Here is a 24736-nt window from a genome sequence, read left to right on the forward strand (position 1 = left end):
GGATACGGGAGGGGGAGGGAGAGGTGTTGGTGCCTGGGGGTTTCTCAGGGGGCGGAGCCCCCTTGGCGGGGGGCCGTTGGGGGGCAGCGCCCCCCCGACACGACCTCTCGGCGGCAGCCGAAGGACGACGGGGGCGTGCCCCCACGGAGCCGGGCCATCCGCGGAGGGGGACTGACCCCGCGAAGGGAGTTGGGGGTCAGGTGGTGAGGAGGACGCCGCCGTATGACGCGCCGGCGACGACGATCCAGGCGCAGAGTCCGAGTGCGGCGACCCGCGCTCCGGTGCGGGTCAGCGACGGCAGATGCACCGCGCTGCCGAGTCCGAACAACGCGGCGGCCAGCAGGATCTCCTGCGCGGTGGCGGCGCCGTCGAGTACGGGGCCGGGCAGCCACGCAGTGGTCCGCAGGGCCACCATGCCCAGGAAGCCCAGCACGAACAGCGGAACGAGGGGAGGGCGTCGGCCCTGCGGAGGGTGGCCGGTTCCGTGGCGTTCCCGTGCGGCGAGGACCATTGCCGCGACGAGGGGCGCCAGCATCAGCACGCGGAGGAGTTTGACGAGGACGGCCTCGTTCAGGGCCTGCGGGCCGCCGGTCTGGGCGGTGGCGACGACCTGGCCGACGTCGTGGACGCCGGCGCCGACCCAGCGTCCGAACTGGGCGGAGTCCAGTCCCAGGGGCCCGTGGAGGAGGGGCAGCACGAGGATGGCGAGGGTGCCGCACAGTGTCACCAGCGCGACCGAGGTGGCGACGTCCTCCTCCTCGCTGCCCCGCACTTCGCTGACCGCTCCGATCGCGGAGGCTCCGCAGATCGAGTAGCCGGTGGCGACGAGTACGGGCTGGTCGCCGGGGAGTCCGAGCCTGCGCCCGAGCCACACGGTGCCGAAGAAGGTGGCGGTGACGACGCAGGCGACCATCGCCACGGTGGCCCAGCCCAGTTCGAGCACGTCGCCGAGGGCGAGTTTGAGCCCGAGCAGTACGATGCCGAGTCGCATCAGCCGCTTGCCGGCCAGGGTGAGCCCGGGGCGGGCGGCTCCGCGGACGAGGGTGCGCAGCCCCGGCAGGTGTGCGGCCGCGATGCCGAGCACGACCGCCGCTGTCAGCATCGGAACGGCGGGCACCAGGAGGTGCACGGCGGATGCCGCGGCCACGCCGAGTGCGGCGAACGCGAGTCCGGGTAGCGGGCTCGGCGTCCGTGCGGGTGCGGGTGCGGTGGCGCCGGTCGCCGCGGGCCGGTCCGCGCCGCGGAGGGTCTCCCGCGCGCGGCTGCCGAGAAGGGCCATCAGGCGTCGGCCGGAAGGTCGTACACCCGGCGGACGCTGCTGCCCAGCCGTGAGATGTCCGCTCCGTAGACGTGCAGGGAGACGGCCAGGCCCTCGCAGCCGTTCCACACCCGGTGGATGTCGCCGGGCGGGGCGAAGCCGCAGACGGCTCCTTGCGGGTTGACGACGTCCTCGGTGGCGACGAGGCGCGCGCTGCCGCCCGCGGCCTCGGCGGGCAGCAGCCGGTAGCGGCGCTCGTGCTCCTCGCCCTGGTGTACGCCGGTCACGCACCAGGAGACGTGGTCGTGGATCGAGGTGCCCTGTCCGGGCAGCCACACCAGGGCGACGACGGAGAAGCTGCCGTCGCTCTCCGCGTGCAGTACGTGCTGGCGGTAGCGCTCGGGGTCGGGTGCGCACTGGGCGTCGGTCAGCAGATCGTCGGCGCCCAGGTGCGGTGCCAGCTTCTCGCCGACCAGGTACGCGGTCACGTCCGGCGGCAGCCCTCGGCCGACGGCCTCGCGCACGTCCTCGACGAGGGCGTGCAGCCGCCCGGCGGTCCGGGCGGCGGATGGGGTGGTCGTCGTCGCAGTCATACGGGCAGCGTCGCGGCGGGCACGTATCACGTCCAACGACGGTTCCTTGGCCCCTCCCTCGTATCTGCTTATGGGAGGGCGGCTTGCTTGTGGGCGGGCGGTCCGGTCGGCTCTCGGCGCCGGGCCCGCTCGGCGCGGCCACCGCGGCGTCGGTGAAGGGGAGCCGGACCCGCGGGGGAGGCGCCGCATCCATGGCACGGGGTGGCCTCCGCGGCAGCGGTCAGCAGCCGACGCGGCGTTCCGCGACGGTGCGCAGCGCCGCCAGTACGCGTGCTGTGGCGGGGATCTCCAGGTGCTCGCGCAGCACGTACGCGGAGACCTGGCGGCGTGAGGCGGGGTCGAGTGCGCGGCCCGTGACCTTCCGGTGGACGAGGAAGGAGAGCACCAGTCCCGGCACCATGGCGACGCCGAGCCCTTCGGCGACCAGGCTCTGCACCACCAGGTTGTCGTCGGTGGTGAAGGCGATCTCGGGTGCGAAGCCCAGTTCGGCGCATTCGTGCAGGAAGTTGGCCCGGCAGCGCAGGCAGCCGGCGATCCAGCGTTCGTCGGCCAGCTCGCGCAACCGCACGGCGCGGCGCCTGGCCATGGGGTGGCCGGTGGGCAGCAGGACGGTGAGCTGGTCCTCCAGCAGCGGGATCTCCACCAGTTCCTCGGGCACCTGTTCGCGCAGTCCGGGGTAGGTGAAGGCGAGGGTGATGTCGCACTCGCCGCGTACGACGCGGCGCAGCGATTCGGGCGGCTCGTCCTCCTGGAGTTCGACGCGTATGCCGGGGTGTTCGGCGGCGAGTTCGGCGAGGGACTCGGGCACCAGGGTGGCGCCCGCGCTGGGGAAGGCGCAGACGGTGACCTTGCCGGCCCGCAGCCTGGTGAGGGACTCCATCTGCTGTCGGGCGGTGCTGATGCTCTCCAGGATCACCTCGGAGTGCCGGGCGAGCGCCTCTCCCGCTTCGGTGAGCCGCATCCGACGGCCGACGCGTACGAACAGCGGGGTGCCCACGGACCGCTCCAGTGCCTTCATCTGCTGGGTGATCGCGGGCTGGGTGTAGCCCAGTGCTCGGGCCGCCGCGGAGTAGGAACCCGCGCGCACCACTTCGTGGAAGGTCTTGATGTGTCGCGAGTCGAACATGGCAGAACCATAAGCAGATTTTGGGTCGGTGCGGGAGGTGGGGTTCTGTGCTTCTGGATCACTCCGTCGGCACTGCCGCCTCGATGGGCTCCTGCGTCCCTTCCGCAACGGACGTCCGGCGCTTCGCCGGGTCCCCGGCGGGGAGTTCAGGTCGCAGCCGCCGGGCCACCGCGACGCCCGCGAGGGCGACGACGGCCGAGACGGCGTACACGGCCGCGAACGCCGCCGGCTGCGCGGCGTCCGCACCGCCCGCCCCCGCGGCGTCGGCGCCGCCGGTACCGGTGACGGTGACCGAACCGCCGCCCAGCGCGGCGAACAGGGCACCGGTCACCGCGAGCAGCAGCACGTTGGAGAGGCCGTCGCTCAACTGGAGCGCGGCGGAGTTGCGTCCGGCCGCCTGCGGGGCCGACAGCCGCAGCAGCAGGACGCTGAGGGAGGAGATGGTCAGGCCCATGCCGAAGCAGCCGATCCCCATGGCGAGTGCGAGGCACCAGACGGGTACCGACTCCACCAGCACCAGCGGCGTGCAGCCGACGGCGAAGGTGACCAGGGACATGCCGAGGACGACGAGCCGTTCGCGGTACGGCTCCAGCCGGGGCCGGGACTGGGCGAAGGAGCCCAGCGCCCACAGCGCGCCCCCGGCGGCGAGGGTGAGCCCGGCGAGGGTGACCGACAGCCCGCGCTGGGTCACCAGCATCAGGGGGACGAAGCTCTCCGCGACGATGAAGGAACCGGCCGCCATTCCGCGCAGCAGCACGACGGAGGGCAGCCCGCGGGCCGCGCGCAGGGTCCCGCGGGGGAGCAGCACCCGCAGCGAGCGGGCCAGCAGGAAGAGCCCCGCGGCGGCGGGCGGCAGCGCGCTCCAGCGCAGGTCCTGGCCGGCGTACTGGAGCAGTCCGGCGCCCAGCGCGGCGGCGACCGCGAGCCGGATCCGCCGCGCGCCCTCGCGCCGGTCGCTCCCCTCTCCGGGGGGACCAAAGGCCGGGGGCGGTCCGGAGGCCCGGCTCCTGAGGGGCGGCAGCATCACCAGCAGCGGCAGTGCCACCAGTGCCGGGATGCCCAGGAACACCCAGCGCCAGCCCAGTTGCTCGGCGACGGTGCCGGAGATCAGCGGCCCCACCACGGAGGGCACCACCCAGGAGGCGGCGAACGCGGCCATCACGGTGGGCCGCAGATGTTCGGGGAAGGCGCGGCTGACGGTGACGTACAGCGCCACGATCACCAGTCCGCCGCCCACGCCCTGCACGGCGCGGCCGAGGATGAACAGCCACATGCTCCCGGCGGTCCCGGACAGCAGGAGGCCACCGGCGAACAGTGCGATGCCGGTGGTCAGCGGGGGCAGCGGACCTCTGCGGTCGCACCACTGGCCCGAGGCGACCATGCCGACCACGGACGTGGTGAAGAAGGCGGAGAAGGCGTACGCGTAGAGCGGGATGCCGTCCAGTTCGTCGGCCGCCAGTGGCATGGCCGTACCGACGGCGGTCGCCTCGAAGGCGATGAGCAGGACGACGGAGACGATGCCGAAGGTCAGCGGCCGGTGGGCGCTGCTGAGCACGGTCTCCCGGCGGCGGGTGGCGGGATCGTCCGGCGGTACGGCCCCGGGCTCGGTCGCTGACATGCCCACCACGGTAAGCGGCGTCCGGGGAGGGGGACACCTACCGTGGTGGGAGTTGCCGCTCGGTCGCCGGTCCTGGTCCCGGCCGCGGTGCCCGTGACCGGCCGCGGTGTGTCTGGCCGTGACCGGTCACGGTTCCCGCCTGTGGCCGCTCGCGTGCCGGCCTGCGAGCGGCCGTCGCGTCAGCCCTTGACCAGCTTCATGTACCGGTCCCAGTCCCAGTGCTTCCCGGGGTCGGTGTGGTCGTTGCCGGGGGCCTCGCTGTGGCCGATGATGTGCTCTCGGTCGAGGGGGATGCCGTGCGCGTCCGCGAGATGGCGGGTCAGCGCGGCGGAGGAGCGGTACATCGCGTCGGTGAACCAGGACGGGTCGTCGACGTACCCTTCGTGCTCGATGCCCAGCGCGGAGGAGTTGGCGCTTCTGGCGTGATAGGCGGTGTCCGCGTCGCGCACCGTCTGGGTGACCGCGCCGTCCGAGGAGCGCACCACGTAGTGGGCGCTGACCTTGGCCTCGGGGTTCTGGAACCAGCTTATGGTGCCCGCGTAGGAGCCCTGGGTCACATGGATGACGATCGTGTCGAGCGCCGCGCTGCGGCCCTTGGCGTAGTTGGCCGGGTCGGCCGGAACCCACGCGGCGTCCGGGTAGTCGGCGCTCCGGGTCGCGGGCCCCGACCCGGTGGCGCCCTTGGCGGGGTGGACGTCACGGGCCGCGACGGACACCCGCTCGCCGTCCGGGGCGCGGCCCCGGACGCCCTGCCGCAGGATCCGGTAGACGTTGTCGGCGTACAGCCGTGCGGCGGCGCCGTGGGCGCCGCTGTAGCGGGCGACGACCGGGTACCAGGCGTCCGCGTCGGCGCGTTCCGCCGCGTCGAGCCCGAGGGCGTCGGCGTAGCCGCGCAGTACGGCCGCTCCGCCGCGGATGTTGGCGTCGGTGTCGGTGCGCAGCCGTGCGGTGGACTTCCCGGTGAGTTCGGCCGCGCGTTCGAGGGTGTGCCGGGAGGGGTTGCTGACCAGGTGCATCACGCCGAAGCCGTGCGCCTGGCTGGGGGCGCCGTCGTGGCCGTCGAAGTGGGTCTCGCCGTAGCCGACGGCGGCCAGTACGTCGCGGGGTATCCCGTACTTCTCGGCGGCCGAGTCGAAGGAGGCGTTCATCGTGGGGGTTGGGCCGCCCGGGCCGGCCGTCGCGGGCTGGACGCCGGCCAGCAGTGCGGCGCAGCCCAGGGCGGTGCCGAGGGTGACGGCGACGCGTGTGCGCGGCCTGCGGGCATGCGGATGTGCGGGCATGACGTGCTCCTGTGGTGGGGGGATGGAGCTCAGGCGCCTGGGGCGTCACAGTACTCATGTGACTCATGCATGACAACGATTTCGGTGGTGTTCGGGCATCCGATCCCCGGTCCCAACCCTTCGCCGCTGCACGCGAGTTGAGACTTCCGACGCGACGGCGCCGGTGCCGCGGCCCCCACCGCGGCACCGGCGCCGCCCGCAGGGCCGGCGGGTTCCGCCGGCCCCTCGCCGGATCAGCGGGCGAAGCCGGCGCCCAGGTGGGAGCCCGCCTCCGGGGCTCCCAGGGTCTTGGGCCCGTAGGAGACGACGCCGTCGGCCGTCAGTCCGCCCGTGGTGCCCCGCAGCACCCACACCGCGCCCGCGTCGACGGCATTGCTGCCGCCGTCCTCGGTGGGCGCGCCGACGGCCAGGTCGTCCCGGCCGTCCCGGTCGGTGTCGGTCATGGTCAGGGCCGCGCCGAAGCGGTCCCCGGCCTCGACCACTCCGGGCACACCCGCGCTGCCCTGGTCCCAGTTCTTCGCGCCCGTCCCGGTCAGCCCGCTCTTGCCGCCGAGGAGCTGGACGACGGCCCCGGCGTCCTTGCCCGAGGCGCCGCTGCCGATGTCCTCGCCCGGCACACCGACCGCGATGTCGGCGTAGCCGTCGCCGTTGACGTCGCCCGCCGCGAGGGCCTTGCCGAACTCGTCGCCCTCCTCGTTGACGCCGGGCACACCCGGGCTGTTCTGGGTCAGCGTGCTCGTGCGGTGCGCGCCGGGGCCGTCGGCCGAGCCGTAGAGCACCTTGAGCGTGCCGTGGTCGTGGGGCAGGTCCTCCACGACGCCGCCCGGAACGGTGCGGACCACCAGGTCGCCGAAGCCGTCCTTGTCCACGTCTGCGATGACGCCGGTCTCGGCGTCGGTGACGTGCTCGGAGGAGGTGGCCAGCCCGTCGGTCGAGCCCTGGAAGAACTCGCTGCTCTCGGACATCTCCTCGAAGGCGTGCGTGGTGACGAGGTCGTCGACGCCGTCGCCGGTGACGTCGCCCGCCGTCAGCGACGTCGGCCCGAACAGATGGCCGGTCTCGCGGGTGTCGCTCCTGGCGGCCTTGCCGTCCCGGCCGAAGCCGCCGTACAGCACCGTCAGCCCCTGGTCGAAGTCCCCGGTGCCCACGGCGAGGTCGGGCTTCTCGTCGCCGTCGAAGTCGCCCGCGACGAGCCGGGTGACGTTCTTGACCCCCGAGACCTGCGTGGCGCTCGTGAGGCCCTTGCCCTTCTCGCCCCACAGGATGACGACGCCCTTGTTGCCGCTGACGGCCAGGTCGGTGACGCCGTCCCCGTCGAAGTCACGGGCTGCGGTGTTGCGGCCGAAGGCCCCGTAGGTCTCCGCGCTGCCGGGCACGCCCGCGGAGTTGGCGCTGAAGAGCTGGCGGCGCGAGACGTCCGCGCCCTTCGCCGAGCCGTAGGTCACGGTGAGGAACCCCGCGTACGACTTGCCGGAGACGGTTGCCGTGGGAGCCGCCGCGACGGTCTCGGCGTATCCGTCGCCGTCGAAGTCGGCCTTCGGTGCGGCGGCGCTCTTGGCCGCCGTGGTGGCGCCGGGCGCTGCGGCGCTCTTCGCCGGTGCCGCCACCGACGGTGTGGCGCAGAGGAGACCGGCCGCCAGTGCGGCCGTCACACCGACGGCGCGGGCGGCCACGGCGGTGGCGCTTGCTGTCGCGGTGCGACCGGGTGTGGTGCGGGGGGTGGCACGGTCGTGGTGACGCACTCGTCCTCCTGAGTCGTTGTGCTCCGGACTCCAGCGGCAGGGAGAGCAAAAGGAGTTGAGCCTGCGGGGGCGGACCGGGACCGGGGCTTTGGTCAGTCGTCCGTGAGACCCGCGAGGCGCGTGAAGGGTTGCCCCGCGACAGCCGGTTCGTCGTCGGACACCGCACCCGTCGGCCACCGGGCGGCCACCGGGCGGCCACCGGCCGGCCGCCGGGAGGCCACCTTGCCGGCCCGGTCCCACGCCGTGTCGTGGCCGGACGGCCGCCGTGCGGGATCCGTGTGCGCCGAGCACCGGAGGTGCTCCGCCATGCCGTCCATCCGGGGCACTCCGCGGAATTCCGCCCGTGTGCGACGGCACTGTCAGGGCCGCCGGGACGCTCTCCGCGGGAAGGATTCCGTTCCGGGCGGGCAGCCCCTGTTCGCGGATGATCAGCAGAGAGGAAGCAGGAATGCTCGTGCGGGCAAGAATCCCACGCGTCACCGGTGCCGCCGCGGTCCTGGTGTTCGCGCTGTCCGGCTGCGCGGGCGAAGGGGACGGCAAGAATCCCGGCGCCACCGACCGGACCCGGCCGACCGCCGACGCCGACAGGAGCGCCGGTAGGTCCGCCCGGCCCGGCCCGTCGGGCCCCACCGCCGCCTCTCCCGCGCACTCGGCCGCGCCCTCGGCCGCCCCCGCGGACCAGACGGCCCCAGCGGACGAGGACTCCGCGGCCGGTACCGGCCGCGTGACGGGCTCGGCGTCCCCTCCCGTATCCGCCACCGGCGCCCCCGCCACCCGCGGCACCCGCCCCGGCGGCAGCGGCACCCCGCGGGAGCCCGGTGCCGAATCGGGCGCGGGGATCGACGCGGTGCAGGGGACCTGGTACTTCCCGTACCGCGTCAGCGGCCGGGCCGTCACCTTCACCGTCACCGGCGGCTCCTACACGGTGCAAGGCGTCGGAGCACGCTGCACCGGAACCGTCAGCCGCGGCCTGCGGCTCGGCGGCAGTTGCCGGGGCAGGGCCATGACCGGCCGGGCGGTGCTCGGCGACGGGGGTGGCAGCCTCACGCTCGACTGGGACGACGGCAGGCCGGACCGGTTCTCCCGCGCCCGGCCCCGGTGATCCGGGCGGGTGGTCGGGCGCAGCGACCCGGCGCCGCTCCGGACGCCCGGCGCCCCCGGTAGGGTTGGCGCGGCTGTGCCGGCAGGCCGCCGCCGTACCTGATCCCGTCGTCATCCCGTCGCCCCGGAGACCGTGACTACCACTCCCACCACCCCCAGCAACAACCACCATCTGTCGCCCGCCTTCCCCGGCCGCGCTCCCTGGGGCACGGCCAGCAAACTGCGGGCCTGGCAGCAGGCGGCGATGGACGCGTACCTGGAGCGGCAGCCGCGCGACTTCCTGGCCGTCGCGACGCCGGGCGCCGGCAAGACGACGTTCGCGCTCACCCTGGCCTCGTGGCTGCTGCACCATCACGTCGTGCAGCAGGTCACCGTCGTCGCGCCGACCGAGCATCTGAAGAAGCAGTGGGCCGAGGCGGCGGCACGGGTGGGCATCAAGCTGGATCCGGAGTACAGCGCGGGCCCGCTGAGCAAGGAGTACCAGGGGGTCGCGATCACCTACGCGGGCGTGGGTGTACGGCCGATGCTGCACCGCAACCGGGTCGAGCAGCGCAAGACCCTCGTCATCCTCGACGAGATCCATCACGCCGGGGACAGCCGCTCCTGGGGCGAGGCGTGCCAGGAGGCGTTCGAGCCCGCCACCCGGCGGCTCGCGCTGACCGGCACGCCGTTCCGCTCGGACACCAACCCGATCCCGTTCGTGGAGTACGCCGAGGACGGCGAGGGCATCCGCAGGTCGGTCGCGGACTACACCTACGGGTACGGCGACGCGCTCGCCAACGGTGTCGTGCGGCCCGTCATCTTCCTCTCCTACAGCGGCAACATGCGCTGGCGGACCAAGGCCGGGGACGAGATCGAGGCCCGGCTCGGCGAGCCGATGACCAAGGACGCCATCTCCCAGGCGTGGCGCACGGCGCTGGCGCCGCGCGGCGAGTGGATGCCCGCCGTGCTGCGCGCGGCCGACCACCGGCTGACGGAGGTGCGCAAGGCGGTGCCCGACGCGGGCGGCCTGGTCATCGCCTCCGACCAGGACTCGGCCCGCGCCTACGCCAAACTGCTCCGCGAGATCACCGGTACCGGTCCGACCGTGGTGCTCTCCGACGACACCGGCGCCTCGCAGCGCATCGAGGAATTTCGGACCTCGGAGAATCCTGCCGACCGCTGGATGGTCGCCGTCCGCATGGTCTCCGAGGGCGTGGACGTGCCCCGGCTGGCGGTCGGGGTGTACGCGACCACCGTCTCCACCCCGCTCTTCTTCGCGCAGGCCGTCGGCCGCTTCGTCCGCTCCCGGCGGCGCGGCGAGACGGCGTCGGTCTTCCTGCCGACGATCCCCACCCTGCTGACCTTCGCCAACGAGATGGAGGTCGAGCGCGACCACGTCCTCGACAAGCCGAAGAAGGGCGGCGAGGACGATCCGTACGCCGAGGAGGCCGACCTCCTCAAGGAGGCGGAGCGGGAGCAGGACGAGGAGGGCGCCGACGGGGACCAGTTGCCCTTCGAGGCGCTGGAGTCGGACGCGGTCTTCGACCGGGTGATGTACGACGGCGCCGAGTTCGGCATGCAGGCCCACCCGGGCAGCGAGGAGGAGCAGGACTACCTCGGCATCCCGGGGCTGCTGGAGCCCGACCAGGTGCAGATGCTGCTCCAGAAGCGGCAGGCCCGGCAGATCGCGCACAGCAGGAAGCGTCCGGACAGTGAGGCCGACCTGCTGGAGACGCCCGCCGACAAGCGTCCCGTGGTCACCCACAAGGAACTGCTGGAGAAGCGCCGCACGCTGAACAATCTGGTGGGTGCCTACGTGCACCAGAGCGGGAAGCCGCACGGGGTCGTCCACACCGAGCTGCGGCGGGTGTGCGGCGGGCCGCCCAGCGCGGAGGCGACCGCGAACCAGATCGAGGCCCGCATCGCCAAGGTGCGGGAGTGGGCCACCCGGATGAGCTGACCGGGCCCGTGCGGGCGGTCCCGGTGTGGGGCAGCCCCCGGGTGCGGACGGCCACCGGGTGCGGACGGCCACCGCTACGGCCGGCTCCGGACGAGCTGCGGCCACGGCACGGCCGCCGCTGCGGCTGCGGGGGTTCCGGTGGCGTTCCGGCGCCTTCCCCGGAGCCCACGGAGAATCCGTTCGGCGGGTCGACCGTCCGGTGATCCGGCCGAAGAACAGGAATTCGTTCGGCAATCGTTCGGAAATTCCACGGAAAATCGTTCGGAAGGCCCGCCGGGCGGTAGAAGGCGTTCCGAAAGGAATACGAGACCGTACCTTCGGGACGTTTGCGGCGAAGGCGGTCAGGCGGCGCCCGGATTCTGGACAGACTCTTCCGGTCAGCGGTGCTGCTCGCTAAATTTCCCGGACACACAGCCCGTGGCGAGGTGCCGCGGGCGGCCGGTTATCCCGTTGACACTCAGTTTGCCCAGCTCGCTGTGCAACAGCTCTTTCCAGTGCCACCGCGACCGGCGGCCTCCAGCGCTGCGCTCGGGGTGCCGACCCAGGCCGGGGGCCGGGGGAGGTGGCTCTCGAACGCGTCCGCCCTCGCGGCTGCCGTCACTCACCCGAGGGAGGGGGGCGTCGTGACAGCGGAAACCTCTCAGACGCTCGACCGAGGGCTGCGTGTCCTCAAATTACTGGCCGACACCGACCACGGCCTCACCGTCACCGAGCTGTCCAACAAGCTCGGCGTCAACCGCACCGTGGTCTACCGGCTGCTGGCCACTCTGGAGCAGCACGCCCTCGTCCGCCGCGACCTCGGCGGCCGGGCGCGGGTCGGGCTCGGGGTGCTGCGCCTGGGGCGGCAGGTCCATCCGCTGGTGAGGGAGGCGGCGCTGCCCGCGCTGCGCTCGCTGGCCGAGGACGTGGGCGCCACCGCGCACCTCACCCTCGTCGACGGCTCCGAGGCACTGGCCGTCGCGGTGGTCGAACCGAGCTGGACGGACTACCACGTCGCGTACCGCACGGGGTTCCGCCACCCCCTCGACCGGGGTGCCGCGGGCCGCGCGATACTCGCCGGGCGCGGTGTCGACGGCGAGCGTGGTCCCGGCTTCGTGCTCACCCACGGGGAGCTGGAAGCGGGTGCCAGCGGTGCCGCGGCGCCGGTGCTGGGCGTGAACGGCATCGAGGGCAGTGTGGGCGTGGTGATGCTGTCCGAGACGGTGCCCGAACAGGTCGGCCACCGTGTGGTGCGGGCCGCCGACGAGGCGGCCGCGGCGCTGCGCTGAGCGGTCCGGGCGTGGACCGGTACGGGACCCGGTACGGGGTCTGCGTACCGGCCCGCGCCCCGGTCGGTAGATTGCGGGGGTGTCCGCATCCAGCACCCGCGCCCCGGGGACCGAAGGCCCGCGCCGTACCCGCCGCCGCACGCTCGCGCTCTGCGTGCTGCCCGTCGTCCTGCTGTTCGTCGTGGCGCTGTCCGCTCCGCTGCCGTTCTCGCTCGCGCAGCCCGGCGAGACCGCGAACGTGCTCGGCCGCAGCGACGGCGAACCCGTGATCACCGTCGAGGGCGCCGAGACGCACGGGAGTGACCAGGGGCGGCTGCTGTCGGTCACCATCGCCGCGACCCGGCCCGAGGCCACCGTGCGGCTGCCCGGCGTGGTGCGGGCCTGGTTCCGCGACGACCGGGCGGTGATGCCCCGCGACGCCGTCTACCCGGGCGGCGGGGACACCGAGGACGCCGAGAAGCGCATCTCGGCGGAGATGGAGGACTCGCAGCACAAGGCCGTCACCGCTGCGCTGCGCCAACTGCACCGCTCCCCGGAGAAGGTGCACGTGAAGCTGCGGCTGGGGGATGTCGGCGGCCCGAGCGCGGGGCTGTTCTTCGCGCTCGGCATCGTCGACAAGCTGGACGGGAACGGCGCCGGCTCCGGGCTGACCGGCGGCCGCACCGTGGCCGGTACCGGCACCATCGACGCGGACGGGAAGGTGGGTCCCGTCGGCGGCGTCCCGCTCAAGACGCAGGCGGCCCGGCGCGACGGGGCGACCTGGTTCCTCGTTCCCGAGGAGCAGTGCGACGACGCCGGTGCGCAGCTGCCCTCGGGGCTGCGGCTGGTGCCGGTCGGCTCGCTCCAGGGTGCGCTGGACGCGCTGGAGGAGATCCGTACCGACGGCAAGGTCCCCGCCTGCTGACCGCGGGCTGCTGCGGGGCCGTGCGCGGGGTCACTGCCCGGCGGAGTCCTGTGCGGCCTGCCGTACCAGCGGCACGATGCGCAGCGGTACCGGGTTCTCCATGACGATGGCCGTGGAGGCGCGGACGATGCCCTCGATGCCCACGACCCGGTCGATGACCCGCTGGAGGTCGGCGTTGGAGCGGGCGACCAGGCGGCAGAGCATGTCGCCGCTGCCGGTGGTGGTGTGCAGTTCCAGCACCTCGGGGACGGTGGCCAGGTGCGCCCGTACCTCCGCGCCCTGGCCCTGCCTGATCTCCAGCGTCGCGAAGGCGGTGACGGGGTAGCCGAGCGCCGCCGGGTCGACCTGCGGGCCGAAGCCGCGGATGGCGCCGCTGGAGGTGAGCCGGTCCAGCCGCGCCTGTGCCGTGCCGCGCGCGACGCCGAGCCGCCGGGACAGCTCCAGCACGCCGATCCGGGGCTCCTCGGCGAGCAGTTCGAGCAGCCGTCCGTCCAATCGGTCGATGCCCATGGGTTGCCTCTCCGTGAGTGTCGGCATAGTGCGCGGAGGCGCTGCACATATTGCACACATCGTCCGCCCAGTCCCGTGTTCCACTGAACAACCTGCCCAGTCGAAACGCAAACTATTGCGCACCTTGTGGCCCGGCGGGACGCTGCCGCCATGACTGCTGCATCCGGAAAGACCACCCACCCGGCACCCCCCGAGACCGCACGGCAGGCAGATCCCTTCCCGGTCAAGGGGATGGACGCGGTCGTCTTCGCCGTCGGCAACGCGAAGCAGGCAGCGCACTACTACTCCACGGCCTTCGGCATGCGTGCCGTCGCCTACGCCGGTCCGGAGAACGGCAGCCGGGAGACGGCCAGTTACGTGCTGGAGTCCGGCTCGGCGCGGTTCGTGTTCACCTCCGTCATCCGCCCCACCAGCGAGCGCGGCCGCTTCCTGGCCGACCACGTCGCCGCACACGGCGACGGCGTCGTCGACCTGGCCATCGAGGTCCCGGACGCCCGGGCCGCCTACGCGTACGCCGTCGAACACGGCGCCCGCGGCCTCGAGGAGCCCTACGAGACCAAGGACGAGCACGGCGTCGTGGTGCGGGCCGCCATCGCCACCTACGGCGAGACCCGGCACACCCTGGTCGAACGCACCGGGTACGACGGCCCCTACCTGCCCGGCTTCGCCGCCATGGACCCGATCGTCGAACCCCCCGAGCGGCGCTTCTTCCAGGCCATCGACCACTGCGTCGGCAACGTCGAACTCGGCCGGATGAACGAGTGGGTCGAGTTCTACAACCGGGTCATGGGCTTCACCAACATGAAGGAGTTCGTCGGCGACGACATCGCCACCGAGTACTCCGCGCTCATGTCCAAGGTCGTGGCCGACGGCACGCTCAAGGTGAAGTTCCCGATCAACGAGCCCGCCGTCGCCCAGAAGAAGTCCCAGATCGACGAGTACCTGGAGTTCTACGGCGGCTCCGGCGTCCAGCACATCGCCCTGGCCACCAACGACATCGTCTCCGCCGTGCGGAGCATGCGCGCTGCCGGTGTGCGGTTCCTGGACACCCCCGACACCTACTACGACACGCTGGGGGAGTGGGCGGGCGAGACCCGGGTGCCGGTCGAGACGCTGCGCGAGCTGAAGATCCTCGTCGACCGTGACGAGGACGGCTACCTGCTGCAGATCTTCACCAAGCCGGTCCAGGACCGGCCCACCGTCTTCTTCGAGATCATCGAGCGGCACGGCTCGATGGGCTTCGGCAAGGGCAACTTCAAGGCGCTCTTCGAGGCCATCGAGAGGGAGCAGGAACGCCGCGGCAACCTGTAGCCCGCCGTGCGCGCGCCGGGTGGGCGGGGAAGCCCCCAGCACAGGGGGCTGCGGGGCTTCCCCGGGCGCAAGTGCGCTGCCACGCTGAGGGAATGAGCGAGCTCCTCGAACAGCTCCGGTCCGCACTTCCCGCCGACGCGGTGCAGACCGACCCCGACGTCCTGCGCGCGTACGCCGCCGACACGGCCGGCTTCTGCCCCGCGGGCCGCCCGGCCGCGCTCGTGCTGCCGCGCACCGTGGAGCAGGTGCGGCACGTGCTGCGCACCGCGCACGCCCGGCAGGTCCCGGTGGTGCCGCAGGGCGCCAGAACGGGGCTTTCGGGGGCCGCCAACGCGGTGGAGGGCTGCCTGCTGCTCTCCCTCGTCCGGATGGACCGCATCCTGGAGATCGATCCCGTCGACCGGATCGCCGTGGTGGAGCCGGGCGTCGTCAACGCCCGGCTCTCCCGCGCGGTGGCCGAGCACGGCCTCAGCTACCCGCCGGACCCCTCCAGTTGGGAGACGTGCACCATCGGCGGCAACATCGGCACCGGTTCCGGCGGCCTGTGCTGTGTGAAGTACGGCGTCACCGCCGAGTATGTACTCGGCCTCGACGTCGTGCTCGCCGACGGGCGGCTGCTGTCCACCGGCCGCCGCACCGCCAAGGGCGTGGCCGGCTACGACCTCACCAGGCTGATCGTCGGCTCCGAGGGAAGCCTGGGCATCGTCGTCCGCGCCGTCCTCGGACTCCGCGCCCAGCCGCCCCGGCAGCTCGCCCTGGCGGCGGAGTTCCCCTCGGCGGCCGCGGCCTGCGACGCCGTGTGCCGGATCATGGCGGCGGGCCACACGCCCGCGCTGCTGGAGCTGATGGACCGCACCACGCTGCGCGCCGTCAACGACATGACGAAGATGGGGCTCCCCGAGACCACCGAGGCGCTGCTCCTCGCGGCCTTCGACACCCCCGACCCCGCCCCGGAGCTGCGCGCCGTGGGAGAGCTGTGCACGGCCGCGGGCGCGAGCGAGGTGGTACCGGCCGCCGATCCCGCCGAGTCCGAACTGCTGCTCCAGGCGCGGCGGGCCGCGCTGACCGCCCTGGAGGCGGTCAAGGGCACCTCGATGATCGACGACGTGTGCGTACCGCGCAGCCGGCTGGCCGAGATGCTGGAGGGGACCGCGGAGATCGCCGAGCGGTACGGGCTGACCATCGGCGTCTGCGCGCACGCCGGGGACGGCAACACCCACCCCACCGTCTGCTTCGACGCCGCCGACGAGGACGAGGTCCGCCGGGCACGCGAGTCCTTCGACGCGATCATGGAACTGGGCCTGCGGCTGGGTGGCACGATCACCGGTGAACACGGTGTCGGACTGCTGAAGAAGGACTGGCTGGCGCAGGAACTGGGCGAGGTGAGCCTCGGACTCCACCGGGCGGTCAAGGCCGCCTTCGACCCGACCGGGATCCTGAACCCGGGAAAGCTGTTCTGAGGACCTGCCGAGGGCGGTCCGGCTCCCGCGTCGGCGGTCCGGAGCGCCGTCCGGGCTCCTCCGGTCGGCGCCCGGCACACCTCGGCGAGCCCGCTTCGCCAGGGCGGTGCCGGCGCGCGCCGGGAGCTCCTAGAGGTCCAGCGGCTCCAGCAGCCGGTGCGGACGCAGCAGGGCGCGGCTGACGGCGTCCTGGCGGGCCGTGGGGCCGTCGGTGCCGGGGGCGGGGTACACCTCCACGTCCTGCGGCGGCACCGCGACCGATCCGCAGGCCGCGCACCCGCCGCCGGGGCCCAACTCCTGCCCGCAGTCGGCGTGCACGTACAGCCGGCGCGCCGGGGCGCCCCGGGAGGCGAACTGCTGCCCCCAGGTGAGCAGCGCGAACAGCGCCGGCCACAGGCGGCGGCCCGGCTCGGTGAGGACGTACTCGTCCCGGGGCGGGGACGCCTCGTACCGGCGCCGCTCCATGACGCCGGACTCGGTGAGGGTGCGCAGCCGGGTGGAGAGCACGGCGCGCGGGATGTCCAGGTGCGCGAGGAAGTCGCTGTAGCGGCGCACGCCGTAGAAGGCGTCGCGCACGACCAGCATGGTCCACCGCTCGCCGACGAGTTCGAGTGTGCGGGCGAGCGCGCAGTCCTGGGCCGCGTAGTCCTTCTTCAGCGCCATGGCCGCCAGCTTACCAAGAAGCGGATTCATTCATTGAACCTTGGGTGCTAGTCTGCCCCGGGCAAGCGAGTTCAATGAACGAACTCACTTGCCCGCTGTCTGCCTCCCCGCCCGCCTGCCTACTCCGAGGAGCCTCCTCGTGCCGACCGCACCGAGACCGTCCGGCGCCCGTCCCGGCGCCGTGCTGGCCGCCACCAGCCTGGCCACCTTCGTCGTGCTCATGGACTACACGGCGCCGATGCTCACCCTCCCCGGCATGACCGCCGACCTCGGCACCTCGCTCGCGGGCCGCCCCTGGCTGCTCAACGGCACCCCGCTCGGCCTCGCCGCCGTGCTCCTGGTCGCGGGCAGCTTCGCCGACGACCACGGGCGCAAACGGGTCTTCGTCGGCGGCCTCGGCGCGCTGACGGTCACCGTCGCGCTGGGCGCCCTCGCCACCGGCACCCTCGGCTTCACCCTGGCCCGGGTCGCCCAGGGAGCCGCCGGGGCCGCCGTCCTCGCCAGCAGCCTCGGACTGCTCGCCCACGCCTTCCCGGCAGGACCGGCGCGCATCCGGGCCACCGGAGTGTGGGGAGCGGCCCTCAGCGGCGGCATCGCCGTCGGGCCGGTGGTCTCCGCCGCACTCGGCACCGTCGACTGGCGCCTGTGCTACGCGTTCTACGCCGCCGCCGCGCTCCTCCTCACCGTGTGCTCGGCCCGCGTCCTCACCGAGTCCCGCCACCCCCGCCCCGGCCGCCCGGACCTGGCCGGTGCCCTGCTGCTCGGGCCCGCGCTGACCGCGCTGCTCGCCGCCCTCACGCTGGGCCGGGACGGCTGGCTGCGTCCGCAGGTCCTGGGCCCGGCCGCCGCGGCCCTCGCCCTGTTCGCCGCCTTCGCCGCGGCGGAGACCAGAGCCGGCGCGCCCCTGCTGGACCCGAAGCTCCTCCGCCGCCCGGCCTTCCTCGCCGCGACCAGCGGCGCCCTGTTCACCGGGCTCGGCGTCATCGGCCTGTTCAGCTACCTGCCCGCACTGCTGCAGCAGTCCCTCGGCATGTCCGAACTGGGCACCTCCTGGCTCTTCCTGCTGTGGTCCGGCACGGCGCTGCTCGCGGCCCTCCAGGTGCGCCGGCTGCCGCCCCGGTTCGCCGCCCGGCACCAACTCGCGCTCGGCTTCGCACTCTCCGCCGTCGGCGCACTGACGATGCTGGGCGCGCTGGCCGCCGGCTCCTGGGCCCGCACCGTGCCCGGCTTCTTCGTCGCGGGCGTCGGCAGCGGGCTGCTCAACGCGGCCCTGCCCCGGCTCGCCGTCGAGAGCGTCCCCGCGGACCGGACCGCCATGGGCTCCGGGGCCAACAACACGGCGCGCTACCTCGGTTCGTCCATGGGACTCTCGCTCACCCTCGCGGTGTCCACCACCGCGCCCGGCGCGGATCCCGCGCAGGCCCTCGCCCACGGCGCCGACCGTGCCCTGTACGTGGCAGCCGGACTGATGCTCACAGGCGCGCTGGCCGCCCTGCTGTGCCGGACGTGGCGCTCCCCGGCCGTCCCCGCCCGTCCGGAGGCCCCGGCACCGGCCGTCGCGGAGTCCGCGGCACCTGCCGGGCCGGTCGATCCGGCGGCCCGGCCCGCGGAGCCCGCCGCCTGAGCCCCCACCGGCCCGTCCCGGCGGCCCGGGCCGCCGGGACGCGGGCACCCCGCAGCGCCCGCCCGCCGGAACCCGGGCGGGCGGCTGCCGCCACGCCGGTCACCCCGGCAGCCGGGTCACTGCTCCAGCAGGCCGGTCAACTGCTCGTCCAGACCCAGCGCCTCCGACTCGCTGCCCGGCGGCACCGCCCGCAGCACCCGCTCCAGCCAGTCGGCCACCACGTGGGACGGCGCCTCCAGCAGCGCGTCCCCGTTGGGCGAACTCAACGCCAGGCAGAGCACGTCGCGGTCCGCCACCGAGGTCGGCCACACCCGTACGTCGCCGTCCCCGCACGGCTGCGCCACCCCCTCGACCAGCAGTTCGCGGGCGAACGTCCAGCGGACGGGCGTGTCGGAGTGGATATGGAAAGTCATGTGGACGGCGTAGGGGTCGTCCGTGCGGTAGCTGAGCCGGGCCGGTACGGCCACGCTGAGCTCCGGCGCGAGGACGAGCCTCATCTCCACTTCGCGTTCGACGACGGTGTGCATACTGTGCGCCCTTTCGTGTGCTCCCCGGATCCCCGGATCCCCGGTGCGGGCCGCCGGAAAGGGGCCCGCACCGGACAAGAGGCAGCAGGGCGCGGTTTCTTACACGGGTTCGCGGAAGTTTTTCGCCGGGCACCCCGCGCGGGTGACCTCCCGGTGGCCGCCGAGGCCGCTCCGAGGGCGTGACCGGGCGCGATTCCGCCTGGTCGGGCCGCGGTCGGCGGGGTGCCGGCGGGTCCCTCGAAGGCGGGCCACGCGGCGGCTGCTTCCGCCCCGCGCGGTCTTCTTCGTTACTGTCCTCCTTACCGTCCTTCCCGGACGGTGAGGAGGAGCCCGCCGCGCCGCCGGCGGCGGGTCGTGCGGCCGCACCACCGCGGCCCGGTCGAATGCTTCGTGCGTGAGGGGAGTTGGGGGCTGTGGGACCCTCCGGTACTCATGGTGAGGTGCCCCGTGCTGGGTACTATCCGGATCCGTCCATCCCCGGATACATCCGCTACTGGAACGGCTCGTCCTGGGTGCCCGGGACCAGCCGCCCCGAGCCACGTGAGGGTGAACCCATGCCCGCGCCGCCACCCGTGGCGTCCTCGCCCGCGGCGGCTCCCGCCCCGCCCGCCACCGGTGGCCAGGAGGGCCCCGCGGGCCCGCCGAGCCCCCGCCGCTCGACGGCGGACGAGACCGGCCCGGTCTTCCTGGACGAGGGCGGCGACGGGGACGGGCCCGGCCCGCAGCGAAGGCCGGTCCCGGGCCCGGAACCCGCGGCGTCCGGTGGATCGCCCGGACCGGCCCCGGCCCGGCCGCAGTCCGGTCCGGGGCAGTCGAGCCCGCCGCAGGGCGGCTTCGGGCCGCCCGCCGCCGACCCCCGGGGCGACTGGGGCGGCGACGCGCGGGCGGCGGAGCGCACCGAACGCGAACCAGGTCCGGCGCCTGAGGCTCCGCAGCCGGGCGGCCGGGAGAAGACGGTCGGCCTGCGCCGCTCCGAGGTGCTCCGCACCGGCGACCGGACCCCGCAGGCCGGGGCGCCCGCCCACTCGGCTCCGGCAGCGGACGCCGCCGCCCCCGGCGGCGCGCCGTCTGCACGGTCTGCACCGACTCCCGACGCGGCGGCGGAGGGCGGGGCATCCGGCGCCGCTCCGGTGCCGGACCCGGCCCCGAACCGTCCGGTGTCGACGGCCGTGAACCTGCCCGGGCAGTCCGCCCCCGCCGCGGCGTCCGCACCGTCGGGCGGTGCGGCGGCGATCCCGGCACAGAGCCAGGCGCCGGAGAACGGCCGCCCCTCCGCGGGCGGATCCGCCCCGGACCGGGTCGAGCCGAACCCGTCCGGTACCGGCGGCGCTCCCGCGCCCGCCCCCGGCCAGACACCCGGGTCCGGCCGACCGGCACCCGCGCAGGGGGCGGCCGGGGCCGTGGCGGAGCGGCCGGGGCAGCAGACGGCGCTCGGCGCGGGCCCGGTGGCGCTCCCCGCGCAGCAGGGACCGCCTGCGGGGCTCGCCCCGGTGCCCGGGCCGGGGCAGGACCAGGCAGGGCACCCGCCCGCCGCCCGGCAGTCCGGTCGGCCGCCGGAGTTGGCCGCTCCCTCCTGGTCGCAGCCGGCGGGGTCGCCCGCCCAGCCGCAGTCCCCGGGGCAGGACGTGGTCACCCCGTGGCGGCCGCCCGCCGACGACCCGTTCGCGCGGGCTGCGCAGCAGGAGGTGCGGCCCGGTTCGCTGGGCATGCGGCTCGGTGCGCGCCTGGTCGACCTCGTGCTGACGCTCGGGGTGGCCGTGGGGGCCGCGTTCCCGTTCGTGGACCGGACGATCGACCACATTGACGCCAAGGTGGAGGCCGTGGAGCAGGCGGGCGTCACCCAGCGGGTGTGGCTCGTCGACGGCACGACGGGCGGCTATCTGGCGCTGGTCCTGGGGGCCGTACTGGTCTTCGGACTGGTCTACGAGGTGCTGCCGACCGCCCGGTGGGGCCGCACGCTGGGCAAGAAGCTGTTCGGGATCTCGGTGGTGAACATCGAGGGCTACGGAAAGCCCTCGTTCGGCAAGGCCGTGCTGCGCTGGCTGGTGCACGGGGTGCTGGGGCTGCTGGTGGTCGGCGTGGTCAACGCCGCGTGGTGCCTGTTCGACCGGCCCTGGCGGCAGTGCTGGCACGACAAGGTGGCCGGTACGTTCGTCGCCAAGGGGCGCGCGGGCGGCGGTGAGCTGAGGCTGTGACCGCGCGGGTGCCGGGCCCGGGGCGGGGCGTGCCGAGGCGGGGACCCGCCCGGCACGGCACCTGCTGAGTCGCGGCACCTGCTGAGTCGCGGCACCTGCTGAGTCGCGGCACCTGCTGAGTCGCGGCACCTGCTGAGTCGCGGCACCTGCTGAGTCGCGGCACCCGCTGAGCCGCGGCACCCGCTGTGGTGCGGCATTCCGCGAGGTGCGGCGCCTCGGGGAATTGAGGTGAACGGACCTTCCCGTCCCTCGAACAGCCCGCCCCGGATGCGGCGGCCTCCCGGGGGCGGTGCACTCGGGCCATGAGTACGGACCAGCCGGAGAACGATCCGTTCCGGAAGCCGCAGGAGCCGGGGCAGGAGCCGCAGCGCCCCGCCGCGGGCGGACAGCCGCCGGGGCAGGAACCGCCCGGCCCCGGGGCCCCGCCACCGGGCGGACCGGGTACGCCGTACGGCAATCCGCCGCCGCCTCCGGCCGGCGGCGGTCCCGCAGACGGCTACGGCGGCGGCTACGGCGGTGGTCCAGGCGGGCCGGGCGGCGGCGGGAGCCCCTACGACAACCCGTACGGGGGGCCGGAGGGTGCCGCGGACCCGCTGGCGGGGATGGCACCGCTGGCGTCGCGGGGCAAGCGCCTGGTGGCCCGGATCATCGACGCGCTGCTGGTCGCCATCCCGATCGGCATCATCGCGGGCGTGGTGGAGGGTGGCTATTCGACCGACACCGGCATCGACTACTGGCCTCAGCTCAGCTACACCCTCGTCTACTTCCTCTACGAGGGGCTGATGCTGACGAACTCGGGGCAGACGGTCGGCAAGAAGCTGATGCGCGTCCGGGTCGCGATGCTGCAGAACGGCGCCGTACCGGCGGGTAGTCCGGGGTGGCTGCGGGCGGCCGTCTACCAGATCCCTCCGCTGGTGCCCTGCGTGGGTTCGCTGTTCTGGCTGGTGAACGTGCTCTTCTGCACCTGGGACAAGCCCTATCAGCAGTGCCTGCACGACAAGGCGGCCCGCACGGTGGTGGTCGCGGCGGACTGACGGCTCCGCCGCCCCGGCGCGCTCCGCGGTCCGGCCCGGGGCCGGTGCGCTCCCGGAGCCCCCGGCGCGGCGGCCGGGGAGTCCGGGAGAGGGCTGCGGGCACGGTCAGTTGCGGGCCCCCAGGCCCGCTGTCGCGGCGGGAGCCGGGGCGGCGGCCGTCCGTGCGGCGGGAGCGGGGTCGGGCCGGGGCGCCGGCGCGCGGGAGCCGACGGCGGCGGGGACGCGGGCAACGGTCCGGCGTCGGCGCAGCGTTGGTCCGGCGACGGGGACGGTCACTGCCACCAGCAGGCCAAGTGCGAGGGACGCGAGAGCGGTCACGGCGATCCAGGCGCCCGAACGCATCTCGAAGAGCAGCAGCATGGCGAGCGTGGCGCAGATGACGGTGGCCGAGCCGTAGACGAGTTGGGCGGGGTGCGGACGCGGCATGGCGGATCCGTCCTCGGGGGGTGTGGGCACGGTCTGAACGGATGAACAGGTCGATGTGCGCTACGGGTTGCCTCGGTACAAACGGGGCGCCATCGAACGACTCTACGGTCCGGCATGCCCTTGCGGAAAGCGCGGCAAGCGTGAGCTGACCCACGCCGTAGTTGCACGGGGGGCGCACCGGCGCACGAGACTCCGGTTGTCCCAACTGGCGGACGGCGGAAGGGTCTTGCGCGGGTCGCGCGCTGCCCGCGTCGGGCGCGGGTGGCGGAGGGCGGCCCAGTGCGCTGCGCATGCTCCCGCACCGGTGTTCGCACCCGCTATCTGATGGGGAGTTGGGGATTCCGCTTAGCCGGACGTTCCGGCCGGTTCTCCCTGTTGCCAGCGGTTGGGCCAATGGCGACGCCGAAAGTAGTAGCCCTTTCAATCAGCCGCGACAAAACACGTAAAATGGTGCAGAACAGTCAACAAGATGGCACAGTTACGGACGGTCAGGGGGGCCTGAAGATCCACAAACGGGTGGTCGGGCACAGGTGAGCGACCCCTGTGCAACCCAGGTATGAATTTGTTTGCATCGTTGCAGGTCAAAACATGATCATCCGTTACCCCCTGGCGATCGGCGCTCGATCGCGTTTAGATGCATGGTGGGGATGCCTCAGGGCGGCCCCGTATCGACCGACCCGAACGAGTCTCACGGGGGAGATGGTGATCATGTCAGGAGGCGGATTCGTCAGGCTTCCGGACGGCAGCGTGATCGTCGCGCTGACGCTTCCGGTGCCGCGCGAGCCGCACAGTGCCGCCGCCGGTGCCGCAGCCCCGGGCGCGCGGAGCGGGAGCGGGGGCGGAGCCCGTCGCTCCGCCGTCGTACCCGCCCCGGGACGCCCCGGGCTGCTGCCGGCCTCGCGGCGCTGGTCGGCGTTCGCGGACGAACCGCACACGGTGCGTGAGGCCGCGGTGTGCAGACCCAGCGAGGAGCAGCGCGTCCGGGTACTGGTGCACGCCGGGAACCGTGCCCGCGCGCTGACCAGGCTGCGGAACCTCGGCCTGCGGGCGATCTACCTGCGCGGCAACGCGGAACCGCCCACCGCGGACGAGGTCACGGCGGTGCTGCACCACCCCGAGGGGCTGGTCTGGCGGGCCGTCCCGGACGACGACCGCAACTCCTGGCGCCCCATCGCGGCCCTGCTGCGCGCCACCCCGGCCTGACCCCGCGTCCTTCGACGCCCCCTGCCCCCTGCTCCTTCGCGGGGCCGGGGGCAGCCGTGCGACGGCAGGCTTCCCGACCGGAGCCGGCCGCACGGCCGGGGGCGGGAAGGCCGGCGGCGCGGAGGACCGGCGGGTGACGCCGAGCGGCGGGTTCCGGGGCCGGTGCGGCAGCCGCCCCGGCGCGACATCGGCTCCGGGCGGGCCTGAGGGCTCGGGGCGGGTCCGAGGGCTCGGGGCGCCCCGCACGCAACCCGCGGGACCCGCGCGGGGGCGCTCACCGAGGGCGCGCGAGCGGCTCTAGGCGGGAGCGACCACGGGCTTGCCGGTCAGCTCCACGCCCCCCTCGCGCAGCTCGTACAGCGCCCGCTGGACGGTCTCCTCGGCGACGCCCGCGGTCAGATCGAGCAGCACCTGGGTGCGGAACCCCGCGCGGGCCGCGTCCAGCGCCGTCTCGCGTACGCAGTGGTCGGTGGCGATGCCGACGACGTCGACCTCGGTCACCTGCCGTCGGCGCAGCCAGTCCGCCAGCTGGACGCCGTTCTCGTCGGCGCCCTCGAAGCCGCTGTAGGCGGCGGTGTGGGCCCCCTTGTCGAAGACCGCCTCGATGGCGCCGGAGGCGACGGCCGGCGTGAAGTTGGGGTGGAAGCCCACGCCCTCGGTGCCCGCCACGCAGTGCGGCGGCCAGGAGTGCCGGTAGTCCGGGTCGGCGGAGAAGTGCTCGCCGGGGTCGATGTGCGCGTCCCGGGTCGCGACGACATGGCGGTAACCGGCGGAGGCGTCCCCGACCAGGTCGGTGATGGCGGCCGCGACGTCGGCGCCGCCCGCGACGGCGAGGCTGCCGCCTTCGCAGAAGTCGTTCTGGACGTCCACGACGATCAGGGCCCGGTGCATGGTGCACACCTTTCGGCTGGTGGGTCGACTGGGAGGGGCGGGACCGGGGAGAGGTGGGCC

At 74.0% G+C, this 24736-nt stretch carries 20 protein-coding genes and 2 pseudogenes; 11 read left to right on the forward strand and 11 right to left on the reverse strand.

The window, feature by feature from the left end:
* Positions 1 to 196: 196 nt before the first annotated feature.
* The 6 genes and pseudogenes from ACFYNS_RS17725 to ACFYNS_RS17750 all read right to left on the reverse strand — a co-directional run bounded on the left by ACFYNS_RS17725 (position 197) and on the right by ACFYNS_RS17750 (position 7617).
* Positions 197 to 1279 (reverse strand): putative sulfate exporter family transporter, encoded by a 1083-nt coding sequence (locus tag ACFYNS_RS17725; protein WP_360301980.1) that lies wholly within the window; start codon positions 1277 to 1279, stop codon positions 197 to 199.
* A complete protein-coding gene (locus ACFYNS_RS17730; RefSeq protein WP_360301983.1) occupies positions 1279 to 1851 on the reverse strand; it encodes a cysteine dioxygenase family protein in 573 nt (190 codons plus the stop codon). Before ACFYNS_RS17730 ends, ACFYNS_RS17725 begins: the two co-directional genes overlap by 1 nt.
* 220 nt (positions 1852 to 2071) lie before the next feature.
* Positions 2072 to 2977, reverse strand: a complete 906-nt coding sequence (locus ACFYNS_RS17735; protein WP_360301986.1) for a LysR family transcriptional regulator — start codon at positions 2975 to 2977, stop codon at positions 2072 to 2074.
* A gap of 58 nt (positions 2978 to 3035) precedes the next feature.
* On the reverse strand, positions 3036 to 4595 hold the full coding sequence (locus tag ACFYNS_RS17740) for an MFS transporter (RefSeq protein WP_388603730.1): 1560 nt from the start codon (positions 4593 to 4595) through the stop codon (positions 3036 to 3038).
* A gap of 182 nt (positions 4596 to 4777) precedes the next feature.
* A pseudogene (locus ACFYNS_RS17745) lies at positions 4778 to 5875 on the reverse strand (N-acetylmuramoyl-L-alanine amidase); the annotation flags it as partial.
* A gap of 233 nt (positions 5876 to 6108) precedes the next feature.
* Positions 6109 to 7617: an FG-GAP and VCBS repeat-containing protein gene (locus tag ACFYNS_RS17750; protein WP_360301992.1), complete on the reverse strand. Its 1509-nt coding sequence runs from the start codon at positions 7615 to 7617 to the stop codon at positions 6109 to 6111.
* A 448-nt stretch (positions 7618 to 8065) separates the two neighbouring features.
* On the opposite strand from ACFYNS_RS17750, the gene ACFYNS_RS17755 reads away from it, so the two are divergent.
* From ACFYNS_RS17755 to ACFYNS_RS17770, 4 genes are all read left to right on the forward strand, one after another.
* Complete coding sequence (locus ACFYNS_RS17755; protein ID WP_388603732.1) at positions 8066 to 8719, forward strand: hypothetical protein; 654 nt, start codon at positions 8066 to 8068, stop codon at positions 8717 to 8719.
* Positions 8720 to 8851: 132 nt separating this feature from the next.
* Positions 8852 to 10660 carry a DEAD/DEAH box helicase gene (locus tag ACFYNS_RS17760; protein ID WP_388603735.1) on the forward strand — a complete coding sequence of 603 codons (1809 nt, stop codon included), beginning with the start codon at positions 8852 to 8854 and terminating at the stop codon, positions 10658 to 10660.
* 623 nt (positions 10661 to 11283) lie between these two features.
* Complete coding sequence (locus ACFYNS_RS17765; protein ID WP_360301810.1) at positions 11284 to 11928, forward strand: helix-turn-helix domain-containing protein; 645 nt, start codon at positions 11284 to 11286, stop codon at positions 11926 to 11928.
* Between the two features lie 79 nt (positions 11929 to 12007).
* Positions 12008 to 12832, forward strand: coding sequence for a S16 family serine protease (locus tag ACFYNS_RS17770; RefSeq protein ID WP_360301813.1), 825 nt, complete (start codon positions 12008 to 12010; stop codon positions 12830 to 12832).
* A 30-nt stretch (positions 12833 to 12862) separates the two neighbouring features.
* Here the strand turns inward: ACFYNS_RS17770 and ACFYNS_RS17775 are convergent, their stop codons facing one another.
* Positions 12863 to 13342: an Lrp/AsnC family transcriptional regulator gene (locus ACFYNS_RS17775; protein ID WP_360301816.1), complete on the reverse strand. Its 480-nt coding sequence runs from the start codon at positions 13340 to 13342 to the stop codon at positions 12863 to 12865.
* 150 nt (positions 13343 to 13492) lie between these two features.
* Between ACFYNS_RS17775 and hppD the strand changes: the two genes are divergently transcribed.
* Together hppD and ACFYNS_RS17785 are read left to right on the forward strand one after the other, a co-directional pair.
* Entirely contained in the window at positions 13493 to 14653 is a 1161-nt protein-coding gene (hppD, locus tag ACFYNS_RS17780) for a 4-hydroxyphenylpyruvate dioxygenase (RefSeq protein WP_360301819.1), read from the forward strand.
* A 92-nt stretch (positions 14654 to 14745) separates the two neighbouring features.
* Positions 14746 to 16113, forward strand: coding sequence for an FAD-linked oxidase C-terminal domain-containing protein (locus ACFYNS_RS17785; RefSeq protein ID WP_360301822.1), 1368 nt, complete (start codon positions 14746 to 14748; stop codon positions 16111 to 16113).
* A gap of 129 nt (positions 16114 to 16242) precedes the next feature.
* Here ACFYNS_RS17785 and ACFYNS_RS17790 read toward each other — a convergent pair whose 3' ends face one another.
* A complete protein-coding gene (locus ACFYNS_RS17790; protein WP_360301827.1) occupies positions 16243 to 16776 on the reverse strand; it encodes a helix-turn-helix domain-containing protein in 534 nt (177 codons plus the stop codon).
* A gap of 139 nt (positions 16777 to 16915) precedes the next feature.
* On the opposite strand from ACFYNS_RS17790, the gene ACFYNS_RS17795 reads away from it, so the two are divergent.
* A complete protein-coding gene (locus tag ACFYNS_RS17795) occupies positions 16916 to 18400 on the forward strand; it encodes an MFS transporter (protein ID WP_360301825.1) in 1485 nt (494 codons plus the stop codon).
* Positions 18401 to 18516: 116 nt separating this feature from the next.
* On the opposite strand, the gene ACFYNS_RS17800 is transcribed toward ACFYNS_RS17795, so the two are convergent.
* Entirely contained in the window at positions 18517 to 18927 is a 411-nt protein-coding gene (locus ACFYNS_RS17800; protein WP_360302061.1) for an SsgA family sporulation/cell division regulator, read from the reverse strand.
* 440 nt (positions 18928 to 19367) lie between these two features.
* On the opposite strand from ACFYNS_RS17800, the pseudogene ACFYNS_RS17805 reads away from it, so the two are divergent.
* The 3 genes and pseudogenes from ACFYNS_RS17805 to ACFYNS_RS17815 all read left to right on the forward strand — a co-directional run.
* Positions 19368 to 19457, forward strand: a pseudogene (locus tag ACFYNS_RS17805) (DUF2510 domain-containing protein); the annotation flags it as partial.
* 24 nt (positions 19458 to 19481) lie between these two features.
* Positions 19482 to 21122, forward strand: coding sequence for an RDD family protein (locus ACFYNS_RS17810; protein ID WP_360302074.1), 1641 nt, complete (start codon positions 19482 to 19484; stop codon positions 21120 to 21122).
* 302 nt (positions 21123 to 21424) lie between these two features.
* On the forward strand, positions 21425 to 22156 hold the full coding sequence (locus tag ACFYNS_RS17815) for an RDD family protein (protein WP_360302064.1): 732 nt from the start codon (positions 21425 to 21427) through the stop codon (positions 22154 to 22156).
* A gap of 105 nt (positions 22157 to 22261) precedes the next feature.
* Here the strand turns inward: ACFYNS_RS17815 and ACFYNS_RS17820 are convergent, their stop codons facing one another.
* The gene (locus ACFYNS_RS17820) at positions 22262 to 22612 is read right to left on the reverse strand and encodes a hypothetical protein (RefSeq protein ID WP_388603741.1); all 351 of its coding nucleotides are present in this window, start codon (positions 22610 to 22612) and stop codon (positions 22262 to 22264) included.
* A gap of 906 nt (positions 22613 to 23518) precedes the next feature.
* Here ACFYNS_RS17820 and ACFYNS_RS17825 point away from each other — a divergent pair.
* Positions 23519 to 23785, forward strand: coding sequence for a hypothetical protein (locus ACFYNS_RS17825; protein ID WP_360302080.1), 267 nt, complete (start codon positions 23519 to 23521; stop codon positions 23783 to 23785).
* A 297-nt stretch (positions 23786 to 24082) separates the two neighbouring features.
* Here ACFYNS_RS17825 and ACFYNS_RS17830 read toward each other — a convergent pair whose 3' ends face one another.
* On the reverse strand, positions 24083 to 24676 hold the full coding sequence (locus ACFYNS_RS17830; protein ID WP_388603744.1) for an isochorismatase family protein: 594 nt from the start codon (positions 24674 to 24676) through the stop codon (positions 24083 to 24085).
* Between the last annotated feature and the right edge of the window lie 60 nt (positions 24677 to 24736).

Source organism: Streptomyces sp. NPDC006925 (assembly GCF_042869575.1).
Taxonomy (GTDB): domain Bacteria; phylum Actinomycetota; class Actinomycetes; order Streptomycetales; family Streptomycetaceae; genus Streptomyces.

Bases quoted from the DNA above. Each gene is read 5' to 3' on its own strand.
- ACFYNS_RS17725 (WP_360301980.1), bottom strand. From the start codon at position 1,279: ATGGCCCTTCTCGGCAGCCGCGCGCGGGAGACCCTCCGCGGCGCGGAC.
- ACFYNS_RS17730 (WP_360301983.1), bottom strand. From the start codon at position 1,851: ATGACTGCGACGACGACCACCCCATCCGCCGCCCGGACCGCCGGGCGG.
- ACFYNS_RS17735 (WP_360301986.1), bottom strand. From the start codon at position 2,977: ATGTTCGACTCGCGACACATCAAGACCTTCCACGAAGTGGTGCGCGCG.
- ACFYNS_RS17740 (WP_388603730.1), bottom strand. From the start codon at position 4,595: ATGTCAGCGACCGAGCCCGGGGCCGTACCGCCGGACGATCCCGCCACC.
- ACFYNS_RS17755 (WP_388603732.1), top strand. From the start codon at position 8,066: ATGCTCGTGCGGGCAAGAATCCCACGCGTCACCGGTGCCGCCGCGGTC.
- ACFYNS_RS17775 (WP_360301816.1), bottom strand. From the start codon at position 13,342: ATGGGCATCGACCGATTGGACGGACGGCTGCTCGAACTGCTCGCCGAG.
- hppD (WP_360301819.1), top strand. From the start codon at position 13,493: ATGACTGCTGCATCCGGAAAGACCACCCACCCGGCACCCCCCGAGACC.
- ACFYNS_RS17785 (WP_360301822.1), top strand. From the start codon at position 14,746: ATGAGCGAGCTCCTCGAACAGCTCCGGTCCGCACTTCCCGCCGACGCG.
- ACFYNS_RS17790 (WP_360301827.1), bottom strand. From the start codon at position 16,776: ATGGCGCTGAAGAAGGACTACGCGGCCCAGGACTGCGCGCTCGCCCGC.
- ACFYNS_RS17800 (WP_360302061.1), bottom strand. From the start codon at position 18,927: ATGCACACCGTCGTCGAACGCGAAGTGGAGATGAGGCTCGTCCTCGCG.
- ACFYNS_RS17810 (WP_360302074.1), top strand. From the start codon at position 19,482: ATGCCCGCGCCGCCACCCGTGGCGTCCTCGCCCGCGGCGGCTCCCGCC.
- ACFYNS_RS17815 (WP_360302064.1), top strand. From the start codon at position 21,425: ATGAGTACGGACCAGCCGGAGAACGATCCGTTCCGGAAGCCGCAGGAG.
- ACFYNS_RS17830 (WP_388603744.1), bottom strand. From the start codon at position 24,676: ATGCACCGGGCCCTGATCGTCGTGGACGTCCAGAACGACTTCTGCGAA.